The sequence below is a fragment of the Aeromonas sp. R2-4 genome (assembly GCF_040908365.1).
Lineage (GTDB): Bacteria > Pseudomonadota > Gammaproteobacteria > Enterobacterales > Aeromonadaceae > Aeromonas > Aeromonas veronii.
This window is the reverse complement of sequence record NZ_JBFODO010000005.1, coordinates 18,940-35,376: the sequence shown is the minus strand read 5'-3', so window position 1 is coordinate 35,376 and position 16,437 is coordinate 18,940. Positions and strand designations below refer to the sequence as shown.

The window sequence follows — 16,437 nt, the reverse complement described above, 5'->3', positions numbered from 1 at the left end:
GGTGAGCAAGACAGAAGTGCATAAGATATCGGGAACAACCGCCCAATAAACCGCCACCTGCGCGGCTCGCCCTTCGTTCTGCCTGCGCTATGGTTTACCATGCACACAATTGTGGTGCCTGGCACCGCCCACCCTAGCGCCAGGCGCTACCGTCATCGGATACCTCATCTCGAGCAACATGAGCAAAACAGCACACGCGGGCAACGAGCCAACATTCTACTTTCACGACTACGAAACCTTCGGCATCAGCCCCGCCAAGGACAGGCCGTCGCAGTTTGCCGGTATTCGTACCGATGCGGATTTCAACCTCATTGGCGAGCCGCTGGTCATCTATTGCAAGCCTCCGGCAGACTACCTGCCGGATCCGGAGGCGTGCCTGATTACCGGTATCACGCCGCAAAAGGCGATGAAGGATGGGCTGTGCGAGGCAGATTTCATTCGCCAGATCCACGAGCAGTTCGCCACGCCGAATACTTGCGTGCTGGGCTATAACAGCATCCGCTTCGATGATGAAGTGACCCGCTACACCCTCTATCGCAACTTCTATGACCCCTATGGCTACGCGTGGCAAAACGGCAACTCCCGCTGGGACATTCTCGATATGCTGCGGGCCTGCTATGCCCTGCGACCAGAGGGGATCGAGTGGGCCTTTGACGATGAGGGCAAACCGAGTTTTCGGCTGGAGAAGCTGACGGTCGCCAACGGCGTCGCCCATGCCAATGCACACGATGCACTCTCAGACGTGCTGGCCACCATCGAGATGGCCAAGCTGGTGAAAAAGGCCCAGCCCAAGCTGTTCGGGTACCTGTTTGACCTTCGCAACAAGAACAAGGTGAAGGCACTGATCGACGTGGTGACCATGAAACCGCTGGTACACGTCTCCGGTATGTTCTCCCCCTGGCAGGGGTGTGCAAGCTGGGTCTCACCGCTCGCCTGGCACCCCACCAACCAGAACGCGGTGATCATGGTCGACCTGACCCGCGACCCCACCCCGCTCATTGAACTCTCCAGCGAGGAGATCCGCGAGCGCCTCTATACCAAAAAAGAGGAGCTGGGGGATCTGGCGGGCATTCCGGTGAAACTGGTGCACATCAACAAGTGCCCGGTGCTGGCGCCGGCCGCCACCCTGACCGCGGAGCGCGCCGACGAGCTCGGCATCAATCGTGAGCAGTGCCGCAAGAGCCTGGATCTGCTGCGCGCCCACCCCGAGGTGCGGGAAAAACTGGTGGAAGTGTTCAATCAGGAGTTCGCCGGCAGCAATGAGAGCGACCCCGATACCCAGCTCTACGCAGGATTCTTTGGCCATGGCGACAAGTCCACCATGGATCTGGTGCGTGCCACCCCCGCGGATCTGCTGGGTGAGCGGGAGTTCGCCTTTACCGACGCCCGGCTGCCGGAGATGCTGTTCCGCTACCGCGCCCGCAACTGGCCGCACACCTTGAGCGAAGCGGAGCAGAAACGCTGGCGCCTGCACTGCAGCGACTACTTCAGCCGCCGTCTGCCGGACTATGTGCCCCGTCTCGAGGCGCTGGCCGAGCAGAACCAGAGTAACGAACGGAACTTCGCGATTCTAAAGAGTCTCTATCACTATCTGGAAGATTTATGAGTTGTGAGTAGTTTCACAATAAATCCTTCCCGCCCGTCCCCTTCTTCAGGTCATAATGACGAAGGGGATTTCCCCAAAAACCAATATCTTGCAACATCCTGAGCGGATGTCTCCCAAGCAAGAGATCTCTTTGGCCGAACGGAAGCCATTTGCTGATGCCTCGTCACCACGCACTGCTCGGATTACTGGCCCTGCTGCCGCTGGCAGCCAACGCCGCATACCGGTTCGATGTGCCGGACTATCTTGCTCGCCTGCCCGAGCAGACCTATCGCATCGTAGAACAGAACTTCAACACTCTTTATCAACAGACTGATTTCACTCCCCTGATAACCAACAGCTACTTCAACGGCTCCCATCTCTACAAGTTTGTCGGGGTACCGCTGGCCATCAGCGCCCAGTCAGGTTTCCAGCTGGAGATATTTGGTCAGGTCTATAACCGCGCTTCGCAAGCCTATATGCACCTGAGCGAGGATATGTCCCTCTATCGGGTGATGCGGGTCGATCTGATGGGGAACCCCAATGATCAGTTGGCCATCGGTTTTGGTCTGGGGGTGCCCATCACCCCGTTGCTGACCCTCAAGGCGATCGCCTCCGGCAGTGATATCCCGGGCTATGGCTCAGCCAAATACGCCGTCGGTTTTGAGTGGCGTTACTGATAGCCGCTGATTGAAACAATTCAGGCTCCGTAATGGAGCCTGAATTGTATGTGGTGATGTTGTGATCAGACGTAGCGGATCACCCGCCCTTCGCCCCCTTGCAGGGTGACAGCCGTACCGACTGCCTGCCCATGCCAAAAATCAGTTCCCCCTTCTGGCAGCAGAAACTCCTGTGGTTGCCCCTCCCAGTTGAAGAGGCAGAGCAGAGTGCCGCCCTCGGGCAGGCTCACTTCACCGCAGGCAAAGTCCATCGACTCGAAACGGGCAGAGGGTGCCCGGGCGGCGCAGAGCGCCAGCAACTTGCGCAGTTGCGCCGCCTGCTCCTCATCGAGATCTTGCAGCCGATCACCGGCCAGCATCATGCCACCGCTCGCCACCAGTGCAGCCAGATGGAAACTGTATTCAGCTTTACTTGCCTGCTGGCTCGGTAGATCCCGCAGGCAGATGCAGTCGGGGTCGAGGGCCCAGAGCTTGTCGTTCTGCCAGGCGCGGCAGAAGGCCTCGTGGGCAATCTGGCGATAGCGGTGGCCATTGCGCTCCACATCGTCACTCACCCGCATGCCGTGCACCAGGCCAAGGCTTGGCCAGATGGGGGCGTTGCAACCAAGCAGGAAGGCCCCTTCACCTGCACCACGCAGGATGGCCGCCATGCCACGCCGATAAGCTTCAACCCGGGTGGCGGCCGGATCGTGGAAACGTCCACCGTGGATGGCGCCCCAGAAGTTGGCATCGAGCTTGAAGTAGTGGATGCCCCACTGCTCACGCAGGGTGCGGAACACCTGCTCAAGGTGCGCTTGCACCTCGGGGTGGGTGCCGTCCAGCACATACCAGGGAGTGCAGCGCCAACCGCCATAGGTGACCCGCTCGGAGGGGAGCGGCAGGCCGTCATCCCCCTTCACAAACCAGTCGGGGTGCTCCTGAAACACCTGTGAACCGGGTTCGGCAATAAAAGGGGCGACCCAGAGAGCTGGCTCGCAGCCAGCCTGTTTGATCTCCGCAGCCAGTGAGGCGACACCCTGCTCGAACTTGGCCGATGGTGTGAGCCAGTCGCCCATTTTGGCCTGATAGCCATCATCGATCTGCACATAGCACAAGGCCGGGAAGCGCTCGGCGCGCACCTGCAGATTCTCGCGAATGTCGGCGGCACTTACCTCGGCGTAGTAGTGATACCAGGAGCACCAGCCGCTCGGGCGCTCACTCACCTTGCCGATCAGCGAGCCGTGCTCAGCCTCGATCAGCCGTGCCAGCTCGGCCAGCAGATCCTCGCGCTCCGCCCCTTCGAGGCAGATCAGCACCTCGCTCTGCCAGTGCTCACCGGCCGCGAGTTCCCGCCCTTCGCAGTTCATCAGGATCTGCAAGCGACCATCGGGGTAGAGGCGAAACTCCCCACCAAAACGGTGGCAGCTGGCAAAGGCGAGCAGCAGCCACCCCTTGCCATGCTCCACCAGCAACAGGTTGTGAATGGTGTGATAGCCATTGTCATCGGTGATGCGATAGACGCTGGCATCGGGGCAACGGCCGACATGTTGCGGTGATTGCCAGCACCCCATGGTCTGGGCCAGCATCTGGAATCCTTCGCCATAGATGGCGCTCTCCACCGGCAGGCCAAGCTTGCCGTCAAACAGCACCCAGCGGTCAACCGGGGTGGCATCAGGGCCGGTGTTGTCGAGTCGCACCCGACACAGGGGCCCTTCCCACTGACGGGTTTGCAACAGACGGGGTGGCAACGCATTATCGTTCGCCAGCTGGCGAACTCGGGACAAGAGGGATGTCATCACTACTCCTTGAAGTTCGAAAAGGGTTCTATCAGACAATTTTCAAAAATTGCCAATCAAATCAGCCTCAAATGAACTGATTTCAGTTGTTATTGTTTTAATGCCGCGACCCGGCCTCTCTGGTAAACTGCGATTTTTCTTCCCAGTCGATGAGGTTCACGTGATCGCGCAACGCGCCTTGCTGTACTTTCGTGACTTTATGGTCATCGTCGCCTGCCTGCTGGCAGGTAAATCCGTGGCAGCCATCCTGCCGTTCGCCTTTCCCGGCAGCATCATCGGCATGCTGCTGCTGTTTGTGCTGCTCTCCCTGCAGCTGATCAAGCTGCATTGGGTTGAGCTGGGCGCTGGCTTGCTGCTGCGCCACATGGGCGTGCTGTTCGTGCCGGTCGCTGTCGGGCTGGTGGCCTGGCTTGAGCCCCTGCGCCAATCCTTCGGCGTCATCATGCTCTGCATCGTGCTCGGGATCGTGCTGATCCTCGCCACCGTCGGTCGGCTCTACCAGAGGATGAACAAATGATCTTCTGGCTAGCGATCCCTCTGACCCTGGCGCTCTATTTCGCCACCCGCGCCCTCTATCGCCGCCTGCCCTGGCCCATCATCAACCCTGTGCTGGTGCCGACCGCGGTGATCATCGGCCTGCTGCTCTGGTTTGATCTGCCCCTTGAGCAGTACGAGCGCGGCAGCAGCCCCATTACCATGCTGCTGGAGCCCGCAGTAGTGGCGCTGGCACTGCCGCTCTATCAGCAGGCGCGCCAGATCCAGGCCAAGCTCAAGCCCATCCTAATCTGTACCCTCGCCTCCGTCTTGATCTCGGTGTGCACAACCTTACTGATCGGTCATTTTATGGGCACAGATCCGGCGCTGCTCGCCTCATTGGCCACCAAATCCATCACCACCCCGCTCGCCATGAGCGTCAGCCAGTCCATCGGCGGCATTCCCGCCATTGCGGCCGCCGTGGTGGTGGTGGTGGGGATTGTCGGTGCCCTGATCGGCTACCCGCTGCTCAAACTGATCAAAGTGACCGATCCGGAAGCCCAAGGGCTCGCCATGGGGGCCTGTGCCCACGCCATCGGCACCGCCACCTCCGCCGAGAAGGGGATCACCCAAGGCGCCTTTGCATCGCTCGCCATGGTGGTGTGCGGGATCCTCACCGCTGCCGTCGCCCCGCTGCTGTTCGCCATCTATCACTGGCTGATCTGATCACCCCATTGACCACCTGTTGACCATTCCGAGGGGCCTGCTGGCCTCTCGGGGTGCGACCTGCCGCACAATTTGCACAAGACAAACGTTTCCATTACCATCCCCCTCCGTTTGCCCGTCAGGGCGTGAGCCTGCTCACACATTTACCCGAGCTTGCTCCCTACAATGGCCGCCCAATTGGCCTTTGAGGACACACTATGCATCCCCGTTTTGCCAAGCCATTCGATACCCTCTCTGCCCCGCTAAAAGCAGCCGTGCAGCCCATGCTGGATAGTACCGACTTCAACGCCCGCTTCACGCCGGAGCAAGTCGCCACCCTGAAAGCCGCCACAGGTCTCGATGATCGCGCCCTGCGCCTAGCCCTGTTGCCGCTGGCTGCCGCCTGCTCGGTCGCGCCCATCTCCAAGTTTTATGTCGGTGCCATCGCCTGCGGCCTGAGCGGCACCTGGTACTTCGGCGCCAATATGGAGTTCGCGGGCCAGGGTCTGTTCCACTCGGTGCACGCCGAGCAGTCCGCCATCTCCAACGCCTGGCTGGGTGGCGAGACCGGTATCTCTGAAATCACCGTCAACTACACCCCCTGTGGCCACTGCCGTCAGTTCATGAACGAGCTGAGCACCGCCAAGATCCTGAAGGTCTCTCTGCCCGATGACCTGAGCGCCCTGCAATCCTTCCTGCCCCACTCGTTTGGCCCGGCAGATCTCGACATTACGGATGCGCTGATGAGCCCGCAGGATCACGCAGAGCTCGAGCTTCAAAGCGAAGACCCGCTGTGGCAAGCCGCGCTGGCCGCCGCCCGTCAAAGCTACGCCCCCTACAGTCAGGGCTATGCCGCGGTGGCGCTGCAGTTTGCCGATGGCCGCATCTTCTCTGGCCGCTACGCCGAGAACGCCGCCTTCAACCCCAGCCTGCCGCCGATGCAGATGGCCTGCGCCCATGCGGTGCTTAATGGCGAAGATCTCACCACCATCCGCCGCGCCGTGCTGCTGGAGAACAAAAACGGCCAGATCAGCCAGCGTGACTCCGCCCAGTCGACCCTCAAGGCGCTGGGCTCGGTCGAGCTGGAGTATCAGGCGGTCTGACCCGGCTTTGCTTAGATAAACGAAAGCCCCCGCACCAAGGTGCGGGGGCTTTTTTACTGGGCCGTTTAACCGGGAGCAGCCCTTGATCTCACGGCTTGGCGCGGTTGATCACCCCGTCTAACCGGTCGCTGATCAGACCGGTTTCAGCCGCGCAGTGAAGTGGCGCAGCAGCGGCGGCTCGTAGTCGAAGGTGAACCCGCGAATGTCGCTGGCCCGCGCTTTCACCGCGATCAGGCAGTCGGCCACATAGTCCATGTGATCCCGGGTGTAGACCCGGCGCGGAATGGTCAGACGCAACAGCTCGAAGTCCGCCGCCTCCTGCTTGCCGGTGGCGGGATCGCGCCCCAGCAGCAGGGAGCCGATCTCCACCCCGCGCACGCCCCCTTCCAGATAGAGCTCGCAGGCGAGCGCATGGGCCGGGAACTGCTCGGCCGGAATATGGGGCAGCAGCTTTTTGGCATCGACAAACACCGCATGGCCGCCGGTGGGGGTCTGGATGGGGATGCCCGCCTCGGCCAGCCGCTCACCCAGATAAGCCACCTGACTGATGCGATAGGTGAGATACTCCTCATCCATCCCCTCCCTCAGGCCGATGGCGAGCGCCGCCATGTCCCGCCCGGCGAGGCCGCCATAGGTGACAAACCCCTCCATCGCCACGCAGCGCACCTGCACGGCGCGAAACAGGTCGAGATCCTCTTTAAAGCAACAGAGCCCACCGATATTGACCAGCCCGTCCTTTTTGGCCGACATGGTGAAGATGTCCCCCAGCGCAAACATCTGGCGCACTATCTCCTTGATGCTGCACTTGGCATAGGCCGGATCCCGCTCCTTGATAAACCAGGCGTTCTCGGCAAAGCGGGCGGCATCGATCACCACCGGAATATGGTGGCGACGGGCCAGTTCGGAAACCGCCTCCATATTGGCCATGGAGACCGGCTGGCCACCGGCGCTGTTGCAGGTCACCGTGATGATGATGCCGGCCACATTGGCGGCCCCCAGGGTCTCGATGGTGTCAGTCAGGCGAGGGAGATCAAAGTCCCCCTTCCAGGCGTAAGGGGCCGTGGTGTCGAGGGCCTTCGGGGTGAGCAGGTTGATGGCCCGCGCGCCAGCCAACTCCACGTGGGCCTTGGTGGTGTCGAAGTGGTAGTTGGAGATAAAGACCGGCGCCTTGCCCTTGCAGCGTTTGACCAGCTCGGGGAAGAGGATCTGCTCGGCCCCGCGTCCCTGGTGGGTGGGCATCACATGCTGGTAACCAAAAATGTCGCGCACCGTGCGCTCCAGCTCGACGAAGTTGCGGCTGCCCGCATAGGCCTCATCTCCCATCATGATGCCGGCCCACTGACGGTCGGACATGGCGCCTGTGCCACTGTCGGTCAGCAGATCGATATAGACATCTTCGGCCAGCAGCAGGAAGGGGTTCCAGCCAGCGGCCTCGAGGGCGGCGCGGCGCTCGGCGCCAGTGGTCTGTTTGATGGGCTCGACCATCTTGATACGAAACGGCTCGGGTATACGACGCATATAAGACTCCTCACCGGCGCAAGGCCAGTGTGTTTGAAATCGGGATTGGCAAAGAGGCCGGGGCGATCAGGGTCGTCCGGCTGACAAATTCAAACGGCGGGTGCCGCCAATCAGCGGTGAGGAAAGTCGAAGGTGAGAATGGGATCCCGGGTATACCAGTGGGCGAGCAGGCAAGCTGCCCGGGGCGTAGCTGTCATGATTGGCATCACTCCCCTCCATATCGGTTGTAGACAGTCGGTGGCCAACAAGATCCATAGATGGATGCTGCCAACGGGCAGCCTCGCCACGTTAACGGCTGGTTAATTTGCAAACAAGGGGCGCACCGACGGGCTGTGCGCCCGCTCACAAAGTGCGCATCTGCGCGGCAAACTGGCAGTGAGGTTGATCCGCACGCGCCCGCGCTTCGTTATTCTCCCTACCCACACGCCACATCCCCCATCAGCCAGGGCCGGAAGCCATCATGCATCGCAAACCCCATCTGCCCGAGAAGATCTGCCCCGTCTGCCAGCGCCCCTTCAGTTGGCGGCGCAAGTGGGCGCGCAGCTGGGAGGAGGTTCGCTACTGCAGCGAACGCTGTCGCCACGCTCGTCACAGCAGCCAGCAACCTGAGGGGGAGCGAGTCTGATGGAGCTGCGCCTGATTCTCGGCGATCAGCTGAACGCCGGTCACAGCTGGTTTCGCACGCCGGATCCGGCGGTCTGCTATCTGATGGCAGAGCTGCGCCAGGAGACCGACTACTGCCGCCACCATCGCCAGAAGGTGCTGGCCTTCTTTGCCGCCATGCGCGCCTTCGCGGCAGCCCTTGGCAAGGCGGGCCACCGCGTCTGTTACCTGACCCTGGATGAGAGCGCCCGCTGGCCCGACTTGCCCGGCCTGCTGGCAGCTCAGCTCGAAGCACATCAGGCCGACAGCGTTGCCTGGCAGAGCCCGGACGAGTGGCGCCTCGCCAGCCAGTTGAAAAGCTGGGCGGCGGGCCTTGCCATCCCTGCCACCGAGGTGGAGAGCGAGCATTTTCTCACTCCCCGCGATGGCTGGCAGCGCTATCCCCACAGCCGGATGGAGTTCTTCTACCGCGCCCTGCGAAAGCAATACCAAGTGCTGCTCGATGAGCGCGGCCAACCCCTTGGCGGGCGCTGGAACTTTGATGACGAGAACCGCGCCAAATTGCCGGCGAGCCAGCCGATCCCGGACCCCCTCACCTTTGCCAACGAGGTGAGCGAGATTGATGCCATGCTGACCCGCCACGGAGTCAGCACCATCGGCGAGGCGGATGCCAGCAAGCTGCAGTGGCCCATCACAAGGCGCCAGAGTCGCGAGCTGCTGGCCCATTTTCTGGCCCACTGCATGCCCCACTTTGGCCGCTATCAGGATGCCCTGAGCGAGCGCGGCTGGAGTCTGTTTCACAGCCGTTTGTCGTTTTCACTCAATAGCAAGATGCTTCATCCGCTTGAGGTGATCCGCGCCGCCGAGACCCACTGGCAGGCCAATCAGGCCACTATCACGTTGGCACAGGTGGAGGGCTTTATTCGCCAGATCCTCGGCTGGCGCGAGTTTGTCCGCGCCCTCTACTGGGAGAAGATGCCCGACTACAAGCAGAGCAATTTTCTCGGGGCCAACCGACCGCTGCCCGGTTTCTTCTGGAGCGGCGAAACCAGGATGGCCTGCGTGCGCCACGCCATTGGCCAGTCTCTTGAGCATGGCTACGCCCACCATATCCAGCGGCTGATGGTGACCGGCAACTTTGCCCTGCTGGCGGGGATCGATCCTGACGAGGTGGATCAGTGGTATCTCGGTATCTATGTGGATGCCATCGAGTGGGTGGAGCTGCCCAACACCCGCGGCATGAGCCAGTTTGCCGATGGCGGCCTGATGGGCAGCAAGCCCTACGCCAGCAGCGGCGCTTATCTCGAGCGGATGGGCCACTACTGCAAGGGGTGCCACTATCAGGTCAAAGCCCGCCACGGTGATGGGAGCTGCCCCTTCAACAGCCTCTACTGGCACTTTCTCTGGCGCAATCGGGACAAACTGGGCGGCAATCCCCGCCTCGCCCTCCCCTATGCCAACTGGGATGGCCAAGCCGCAGCGCAGCAGCAGGCCATTCTGGCCACGGCGGAGCACTACCTGATCAAGCTGGAGCAGTTGTAAGCGGGCCATGTCCCTCACAACATCACAGCGCTTTACGCTGGCAATTAGGCTCACCATCGCACCAAACACCAGCTTGTGACAGGCAAGCAGACGGAGATCCCAATCCTGCGCAGAGCGGTTGAATATCCTGTGGCGGCTGATTATGGTGGTGGCCACATCAGGAGATCAGTCAAGGAAAGACGATATGGAGATAGTGGTTCTCGGTGGCGGCGTGATCGGGGTAACCAGCGCCTGGTATCTGGCCAAAGCGGGTCACAAGGTGACCCTTCTGGAGCGGCAGGGTGGCGTTGCCCTTGAAACCAGCCATGCCAACGCCGGGCAGATATCCCCGGGTTATGCGGCCCCCTGGGCGGCCCCCGGCATCCCCCTCAAGGCCGCCAAGTGGATGCTGCAAAAGCATGCCCCCTTCACCGTGCGCCCCACCGCTGACCCCTTCCAGCTGCGCTGGATGCTCAGAATGCTCGCCAACTGCACCCCGACCGCCTATGCCACCAACAAGGGTCGCATGGTGCGTCTGGCCGAATACAGCCGCGACTGCATGAAGCTGCTGCGCGACGAGTTGAACATCGATTACGAAGGGCGCCAGCTCGGCACCCTGCAGCTGTTTCGCAGCCAATCCCAGCTCGATGCCAGTGAGCGCGATATCGAGGTGCTGGAGGAGTATGGCGTCCCTTACCAATCCCTTGATGCCAGCGGCTGCGAGGCGGCAGAGCCTGCGCTGGCGCGGGTGCGTGGCAAAATCGTCGGCGGCCTTCGCCTGCCCGGCGACGAGACCGGCGACTGCTTCCGCTTCACCAAGGCCCTTGCCCTTGAAGCCGAGAAGCTCGGGGTCAAGTTCGTCTTCAACTGCGATATCGACGAGATTGAGCAAGCCCGCGGCCGCGCCGTGGCGGTGCGGGCGGGCGAGCAGCGCTATCGCGCCGATGCCATCGTCTGTGCGCTCGGCAGCTATGCCACCGGCTTTTTGCGGCCGCTGCTGCGCCCGCTCGGGCTGGAGCTGCCGGTCTATCCGGTCAAGGGCTACTCCCTCACCCTGCCAATGATCAACGCCGAGGCCGCACCGCGCAGCACCGTGCTCGACGAGACCTACAAGGTGGCCATCACCCGTTTTGACGAGCGGGTCCGGGTCGGCGGCATGGCGGAGCTGTCGGGCTACAACCTCGCTCTCAACCCCAGACGCCACGACACCCTGGCGATGGTGGTGGGCGATCTCTTCCCCGAAGGGGGCGATATCAGCAAGGCCGAGTTCTGGACCGGCCTGCGTCCCATGACGCCGGACGGCACCCCGCTGGTGGGACCAAGCCCCATTCCCGGCCTCTGGCTCAATACCGGCCACGGCACCCTGGGCTGGACCATGGCGGCCGGTTCGGGTCAGCTTCTGTGCGATCTCATCAGCGGCAGCGAACCCGCCATCAGCGATGAGGGGCTCACTCTGGCTCGTTACGGCTAAGCACCCAAGCTGTCGGGCTGTTTCACTCGCCAACTACGCCCAGCAGAGGACGTCCTCAACCGCTTTATTGACAGGCCACCGCCATAAACGGTGGCCTTTTCGTCTGATGTTGACCTTCTCGCTCCCCGTCTGCCTGAGCGGTGCTCTGGCTGCCGGTTAATGCAGCAAACGGCACAGAATATTGCGCAATTCGACTTGCGCAAGCCGTCACAATCCGTAATGTGGATAGACGCATTTTTCGCAGCGCATATTTTTTAAATGGCCTGTAAACCGCTTGTAAACAGGCGTCGCCAGACAAGGGGTTACGGGTGTCATCGCAAGTTTCTTTAGCAGCAATCCAGGGTAGGACAATATGAAAAAAGTAGGTTTGGTCGGTTGGCGTGGCATGGTGGGATCGGTTCTGATGAGCCGGATGCAGGAAGAGCAGGATTTCGCCCATATTCAACCCACCTTCTTCACCACCTCCCAGGCCGGTGAGGCCGCCCCCAACTTCGGCGTCGATGCCGGTACTCTGCAGGACGCCTTCGATATCGAGGCGCTGGCCAAGCAGGATATCATCATCACCGCGCAAGGCGGCGACTACACCAAGGATGTCTATCCGCGCCTGAAAGCCGCTGGCTGGCAGGGTTACTGGATTGACGCCGCCTCCGCCCTGCGGATGGAGAAAGACGCCGTCATCATTCTGGATCCGGTCAACGGCGACGTCATCGAGCATGCCCTGAACAACGGCATCAAGACCTTCGTTGGCGGTAACTGCACCGTCAGCCTGATGCTGCTGGCCCTCGGTGGCCTGTTCAAGGCCGATCTGGTGGAGTGGGTCAGCGTAGCTACCTATCAGGCAGCCTCCGGTGGCGGTGCCCGCCATATGCGCGAGCTGGTCACCCAGATGGGGATGCTGCGCGATGAAGTGGCGGTCGAGCTGGCGGATCCCGCCTCCGCCATTCTCGACATCGAGCGCAAGATCACCGAGAAGACCCGCTCCGGCACCCTGCCGGTGGACAACTTCGGCGTACCGCTGGCCGGTGGCCTTATCCCCTGGATTGACACCAAGCTCGACAACGGCCAGAGCCGTGAAGAGTGGAAGGGTCAGGCCGAGACCAACAAGATTTTGGGTATCGAAAACGCCGTCATTCCGGTGGATGGTCTCTGCGTGCGGATCGGCGCCCTGCGCTGCCACAGTCAGGCGTTCACCATCAAGCTGAAAAAAGATGTGCCGCTGGCAGAGATCGAAGCGCTGCTGGCTGCCCACAACGACTGGGTAAAAGTGATCCCCAACGATCGCGACATCACCGCCCGCGAGCTGACTCCAGCGGCCGTCACCGGCACCCTCAGCATTCCGGTCGGTCGTCTGCGCAAACTCAATATGGGCCCTGAGTATCTGGCCGCCTTTACCGTGGGTGACCAGCTGCTGTGGGGCGCCGCCGAGCCGCTGCGCCGCATGCTGCGTATCCTGCTGGCACGCTAAGCCGCCACAGCAGCAGATACAACAAGGGCGGGGAGTCACACTCCCCGCCCTTTTTCATTGCCAGTTTTTATAAGCCCTTTAGCAGGCTCTCACTCTTGCTGTCACTTAAGCAGAATGCGCTGACAGCCGCTGTAGATCTCGGCCCGCCCGGGACGGCAAAAGCCCACCAGGGTGAGCCCGGTCTGCTCGGCCCGCTCGACCGCCAGTTCGGTGGCAGCGGAAATGGCGAGCAATATTTCCACTCCGGCGCTGGCGCACTTTTGCACCATCTCGAAGCTGGCGCGGCTGGTCACCAGAATGGCACCGTCACGGCGACCCGTGCGGCACAGATGGCCCACCAGCTTGTCCAGCGCAATATGGCGTCCCACATCCTCGCGGATGGCGAGAATATTGCCCTCACCATCCAGATGCACAGCCGCATGGGTAGCGCCGGTGCGCTGGCCCAGCAGCTGGAGCGGGCGCAGCGCGCTCAGCACCTTGTCGATATGCCCCACCGCCAGACGCTGGCTGTCGGGCAAGCTTGGCTGGGTGCGGATCACCTGCTCCAGACTCTCGCTGCCGCAGATGCCGCAACCGGTACGGCCCGCCAGGGTGCGCCGCTTCTCTTTAAGGCGATGAATGCAGCGGTTGGCCAGGGTGATATGCAGCTCAATCCCCTGACAGCCGTCTATCTGCTCGATGTCGTGGATATCGAGCAGGCTGTCGATGATCCCCTCGGATAGCGAAAAGCCGGTGGCAAAATCTTCCAGATCGGAAGCCGAGCACATCATCACGCTGTGGGCGATACCGTTGTAGACCAGCGCCACCGGCGTCTCAGAGGGGAGCGCCATTTCGCTGTCGCATGTCAGTGTATCGGCGCGGTAGTGCACCACCTCGCGGTGGATGGCGCAGCGGGCCAGCTCGTTCTGTTCGCTCTGCTCTCTTTGTTCTCTCTGCTCGCACTGTTCGTTCTGTTTTTGCTCGCTCCGCGCCTCAAGCTCTATGGCCTTTCTCATGGTGCGACCCCATCAATGATCTCGGGATCCCGGGCCGAAATGCCGAGCCGCTTCATTTTCGAAAGCAAGGTGGTGCGCTTCATACCGAGGCGGTTGGCCGCCCCCCGCTCACCAGCCACGATGCCGTTGCAGTCACGCAGGGCGGCGATGATCGCCTCGCGCTCATCGGTCGGCCCCTCCTCGGCAAAGAGCGGCGTGGCGGGCTCGTCATAGACCAGGGTCTCAATCTTGTGGTAGCCCTTGAGGGGCATCAGCTCATCGGGCGAGAGGTTGAGCACATGGCCGCGGGTCATCACCACGGCGCGCTCGATAACGTTCTCCAGCTCGCGGATATTGCCGTACCAGGGGAGCGACACCAGCATCTTCATGGCATCGGCGGGGATCGAGGTGATGGTGCGGCGCATCCGCTTGGCGATCTTCTTGATAAAGAAATTGACCAAGAGCGGAATATCCTCGCGGCGCTCGCGCAGCGGCGGCAGCTCGATGGGAAAGACATTGAGGCGGTAGTAGAGATCGCTTCTGAAACGCTTGTTCTTGACCATGGAGAGCAGATCGCAGTTGGTGGCGGCCACCAGCCGCACATCCACCGCTATGGGGTTGCTGTTGCCGACCCGCTCCAGCTCGTGCTCCTGCAATACCCGCAACAGTTTGGGTTGCAAATCCAGCGGCATATCCCCCACTTCGTCGAGGAACAGGGTGCCCTTGTGGGCCCGCTCGAAGCGGCCGATCCGCTGGGTCAGGGCGCCGGTAAAGGCCCCCTTCTCGTGGCCAAAGAGATCGCTCTCGATAAGGCCGGTTGGAATGGCGGCGCAGTTCACCTTCACCATCTCGTGATCGTGGCGGGCACTCAGGGCGTGAATGGCCTGGGCGATCAGCTCCTTGCCGGTGCCGGTCTCGCCGAGGATCAGCACGGTACTGTCGCTCTCGGCCACCAGCCGCACCTTCTCCAGTACGTTCGCCATCACGGCGCTCTGGTAGATGATGTGGGGGAACTCCCCCTGCATCTGCGGCTCGTTGATGCGAATGGTCTTCTCTTTGGCGCCGTTGGTGTTGGAGATCTCCTGCTGGGCCTGCACGTTATTCATGGCTATGGCCGTGCGCGCCGCCACCTGCTCCAGCAAGGAGATATCGATATCAGCAAAGAAGTCGGCGTTGGGGTGCGAGAGGATCAACACCCCCAGCAGGTTGCCCCGATAGCGCAGCGGCAAAATGCAGGAGCTGTCGGCCTCTGGCGGCAGGATCTGGGAGGTAAAGCGGCAGCGATTGCTGCAGCCGTGGCCGTGTTCGCGATAGACGAAAAACGGCTCGCTGTGGCCAAGGGCCCCCTGCAGGCACTTCTTTTCAAAACAGGAGTGATCGATGATGCCCGGCTGATCGCTCTGGTGCTGATTGACCAGATAGCTCTTGAAGCTGTCGGAGGTGGCGTTGTATTCGGCCAGACACAAGCTGCTGATGCCGAAGTGGTGGTGCAGGATGGTAAACAGGCTCTTGGGCAGCTCGGCGATGCGCACCAGTTTGATCACCGCGTTGGTCACATCCACCAGAATTTTGCAGCTGTCGCGCTCAAGACGCAGGGAGTTGGCCTGCTCCAGAGTACGCTCCTTGTCGAGCACGTTCTCCAGCGCAATGGCGATAATGGCCGCCAGCTGGGTCAGCTTGGCGAGGGTCTCCATGGTGAAGCTGTCTAGCTGGGTGTTGATAAACTCGACCCCGCCAAGGTGGCTGCGGGCGGTGGTGATGGGGAGCTGGCAGTAGGAGCGCAGCCCCCCGTAGACCCCTTCGCGATCCAGCGCCGGGCAGCGATTCTCAAAGCGGGCGGCAGCGAGAATGATGGCCTGTTCCGGGGTCTCTTTGGTAGGACGGGGGGAGAGGTGCAGCTCTGCCTTGGGGCAGACCAGATGCTTTGGGCCGGAATGTCCCATGAAGTAGAAGATGGCCTCCTCGTCCGCACCCATGTTGAGGATCAGGTTGACCCGGGTCACGCCGCCGAAGCTGGCATCTATCTTGTTGAGTTTGTGGATAAAATCATCGAGCGTCACGGCCGACAGGAGGGATTTGGAGAGCAGGAGGAAACCGTCGTCCCAGATGGGAGAGATCTCGTCCAGGGGGATGGCACTCACATTTAGCATTGCGGCCTCACGTTATTTCGATTTAGTCACCAGTCAGGCTGTCCATGCCATCGCATCACGACAAGCACTCGTCACCAAAATAAATAGCCGCAGCCCGTAAAAGCGGCTGCCAATAAGAAAAGCGGTGACGAAAACTGTCGCATGTTGCAATTCCAGAGTTGTTATTAACGAACGACAACAAAAAGTAACATCGTTATCGGGGGATATATTGGAATGGCGACTCATCATAGATGAGCTCAAATTTCATTACAATCCGATTTAATATATCTGACGGCCATATTTAACCGGTTATTTCATCAGTTCTTGATCTCAATTAAGGCGCCCGAAAAGTGGGCCGCCGTCAACTGTCAGATCTGCCCTTTCCTCTTCGCTGGCTGCGGGTTTCAAGATGGTGTTTGCTGCCCATCCATCGGCAA

The 16,437-nt window shown here is 61.2% G+C and carries 13 protein-coding genes; 9 read left to right on the top strand and 4 right to left on the bottom strand.

What is annotated here, in order from left to right:
- Positions 1–178: 178 nt before the first annotated feature.
- Together sbcB and AB5Z05_RS02465 are read left to right on the top strand one after the other, a co-directional pair.
- Positions 179–1,606, top strand: coding sequence for an exodeoxyribonuclease I (gene sbcB, locus AB5Z05_RS02470; RefSeq protein WP_368150018.1), 1,428 nt, complete (start codon positions 179–181; stop codon positions 1,604–1,606).
- A gap of 155 nt (positions 1,607–1,761) precedes the next feature.
- The gene (locus tag AB5Z05_RS02465; protein ID WP_368150017.1) at positions 1,762–2,262 is read left to right on the top strand and encodes a hypothetical protein; all 501 of its coding nucleotides are present in this window, start codon (positions 1,762–1,764) and stop codon (positions 2,260–2,262) included.
- 65 nt (positions 2,263–2,327) lie between these two features.
- On the opposite strand, the gene AB5Z05_RS02460 is transcribed toward AB5Z05_RS02465, so the two are convergent.
- Positions 2,328–4,037 carry a glycoside hydrolase family 36 protein gene (locus AB5Z05_RS02460; protein WP_368150016.1) on the bottom strand — a complete coding sequence of 570 codons (1,710 nt, stop codon included), beginning with the start codon at positions 4,035–4,037 and terminating at the stop codon, positions 2,328–2,330.
- Positions 4,038–4,197: 160 nt separating this feature from the next.
- On the opposite strand from AB5Z05_RS02460, the gene AB5Z05_RS02455 reads away from it, so the two are divergent.
- The 3 genes from AB5Z05_RS02455 (at position 4,198) to cdd (ending at position 6,319) form a co-directional block, all read left to right on the top strand.
- Positions 4,198–4,554, top strand: a complete 357-nt coding sequence (locus AB5Z05_RS02455) for a CidA/LrgA family protein (protein WP_005333279.1) — start codon at positions 4,198–4,200, stop codon at positions 4,552–4,554.
- The gene (locus AB5Z05_RS02450) at positions 4,551–5,237 is read left to right on the top strand and encodes an LrgB family protein (RefSeq protein ID WP_236342163.1); all 687 of its coding nucleotides are present in this window, start codon (positions 4,551–4,553) and stop codon (positions 5,235–5,237) included. The genes AB5Z05_RS02455 and AB5Z05_RS02450 overlap by 4 nt, the downstream gene beginning before the upstream one ends.
- 197 nt (positions 5,238–5,434) lie before the next feature.
- Positions 5,435–6,319 carry a cytidine deaminase gene (gene cdd / locus AB5Z05_RS02445; RefSeq protein WP_368150015.1) on the top strand — a complete coding sequence of 295 codons (885 nt, stop codon included), beginning with the start codon at positions 5,435–5,437 and terminating at the stop codon, positions 6,317–6,319.
- A 132-nt stretch (positions 6,320–6,451) separates the two neighbouring features.
- Here the strand turns inward: cdd and AB5Z05_RS02440 are convergent, their stop codons facing one another.
- Entirely contained in the window at positions 6,452–7,837 is a 1,386-nt protein-coding gene (locus tag AB5Z05_RS02440) for a tryptophanase (protein WP_368150014.1), read from the bottom strand.
- Positions 7,838–8,297: 460 nt separating this feature from the next.
- Here AB5Z05_RS02440 and AB5Z05_RS02435 point away from each other — a divergent pair, with 460 nt between their 5' ends.
- The 4 genes from AB5Z05_RS02435 (at position 8,298) to asd (ending at position 12,897) form a co-directional block, all read left to right on the top strand.
- Positions 8,298–8,462 carry a DUF2256 domain-containing protein gene (locus AB5Z05_RS02435; RefSeq protein WP_081849283.1) on the top strand — a complete coding sequence of 55 codons (165 nt, stop codon included), beginning with the start codon at positions 8,298–8,300 and terminating at the stop codon, positions 8,460–8,462.
- Complete coding sequence (locus AB5Z05_RS02430; protein WP_236323333.1) at positions 8,462–9,982, top strand: cryptochrome/photolyase family protein; 1,521 nt, start codon at positions 8,462–8,464, stop codon at positions 9,980–9,982. Before AB5Z05_RS02435 ends, AB5Z05_RS02430 begins: the two co-directional genes overlap by 1 nt.
- 142 nt (positions 9,983–10,124) lie before the next feature.
- Complete coding sequence (locus tag AB5Z05_RS02425) at positions 10,125–11,432, top strand: D-amino acid dehydrogenase (RefSeq protein WP_368150039.1); 1,308 nt, start codon at positions 10,125–10,127, stop codon at positions 11,430–11,432.
- A gap of 352 nt (positions 11,433–11,784) precedes the next feature.
- Positions 11,785–12,897, top strand: a complete 1,113-nt coding sequence (gene asd / locus AB5Z05_RS02420; RefSeq protein ID WP_071910377.1) for an aspartate-semialdehyde dehydrogenase — start codon at positions 11,785–11,787, stop codon at positions 12,895–12,897.
- Positions 12,898–12,998: 101 nt separating this feature from the next.
- On the opposite strand, the gene fdhD is transcribed toward asd, so the two are convergent.
- Together fdhD and AB5Z05_RS02410 are read right to left on the bottom strand one after the other, a co-directional pair.
- Positions 12,999–13,892, bottom strand: a complete 894-nt coding sequence (fdhD, locus tag AB5Z05_RS02415; RefSeq protein ID WP_368150013.1) for a formate dehydrogenase accessory sulfurtransferase FdhD — start codon at positions 13,890–13,892, stop codon at positions 12,999–13,001.
- Entirely contained in the window at positions 13,889–16,021 is a 2,133-nt protein-coding gene (locus AB5Z05_RS02410; RefSeq protein ID WP_368150012.1) for a sigma 54-interacting transcriptional regulator, read from the bottom strand. Before AB5Z05_RS02410 ends, fdhD begins: the two co-directional genes overlap by 4 nt.
- Positions 16,022–16,437 lie beyond the last annotated feature (416 nt).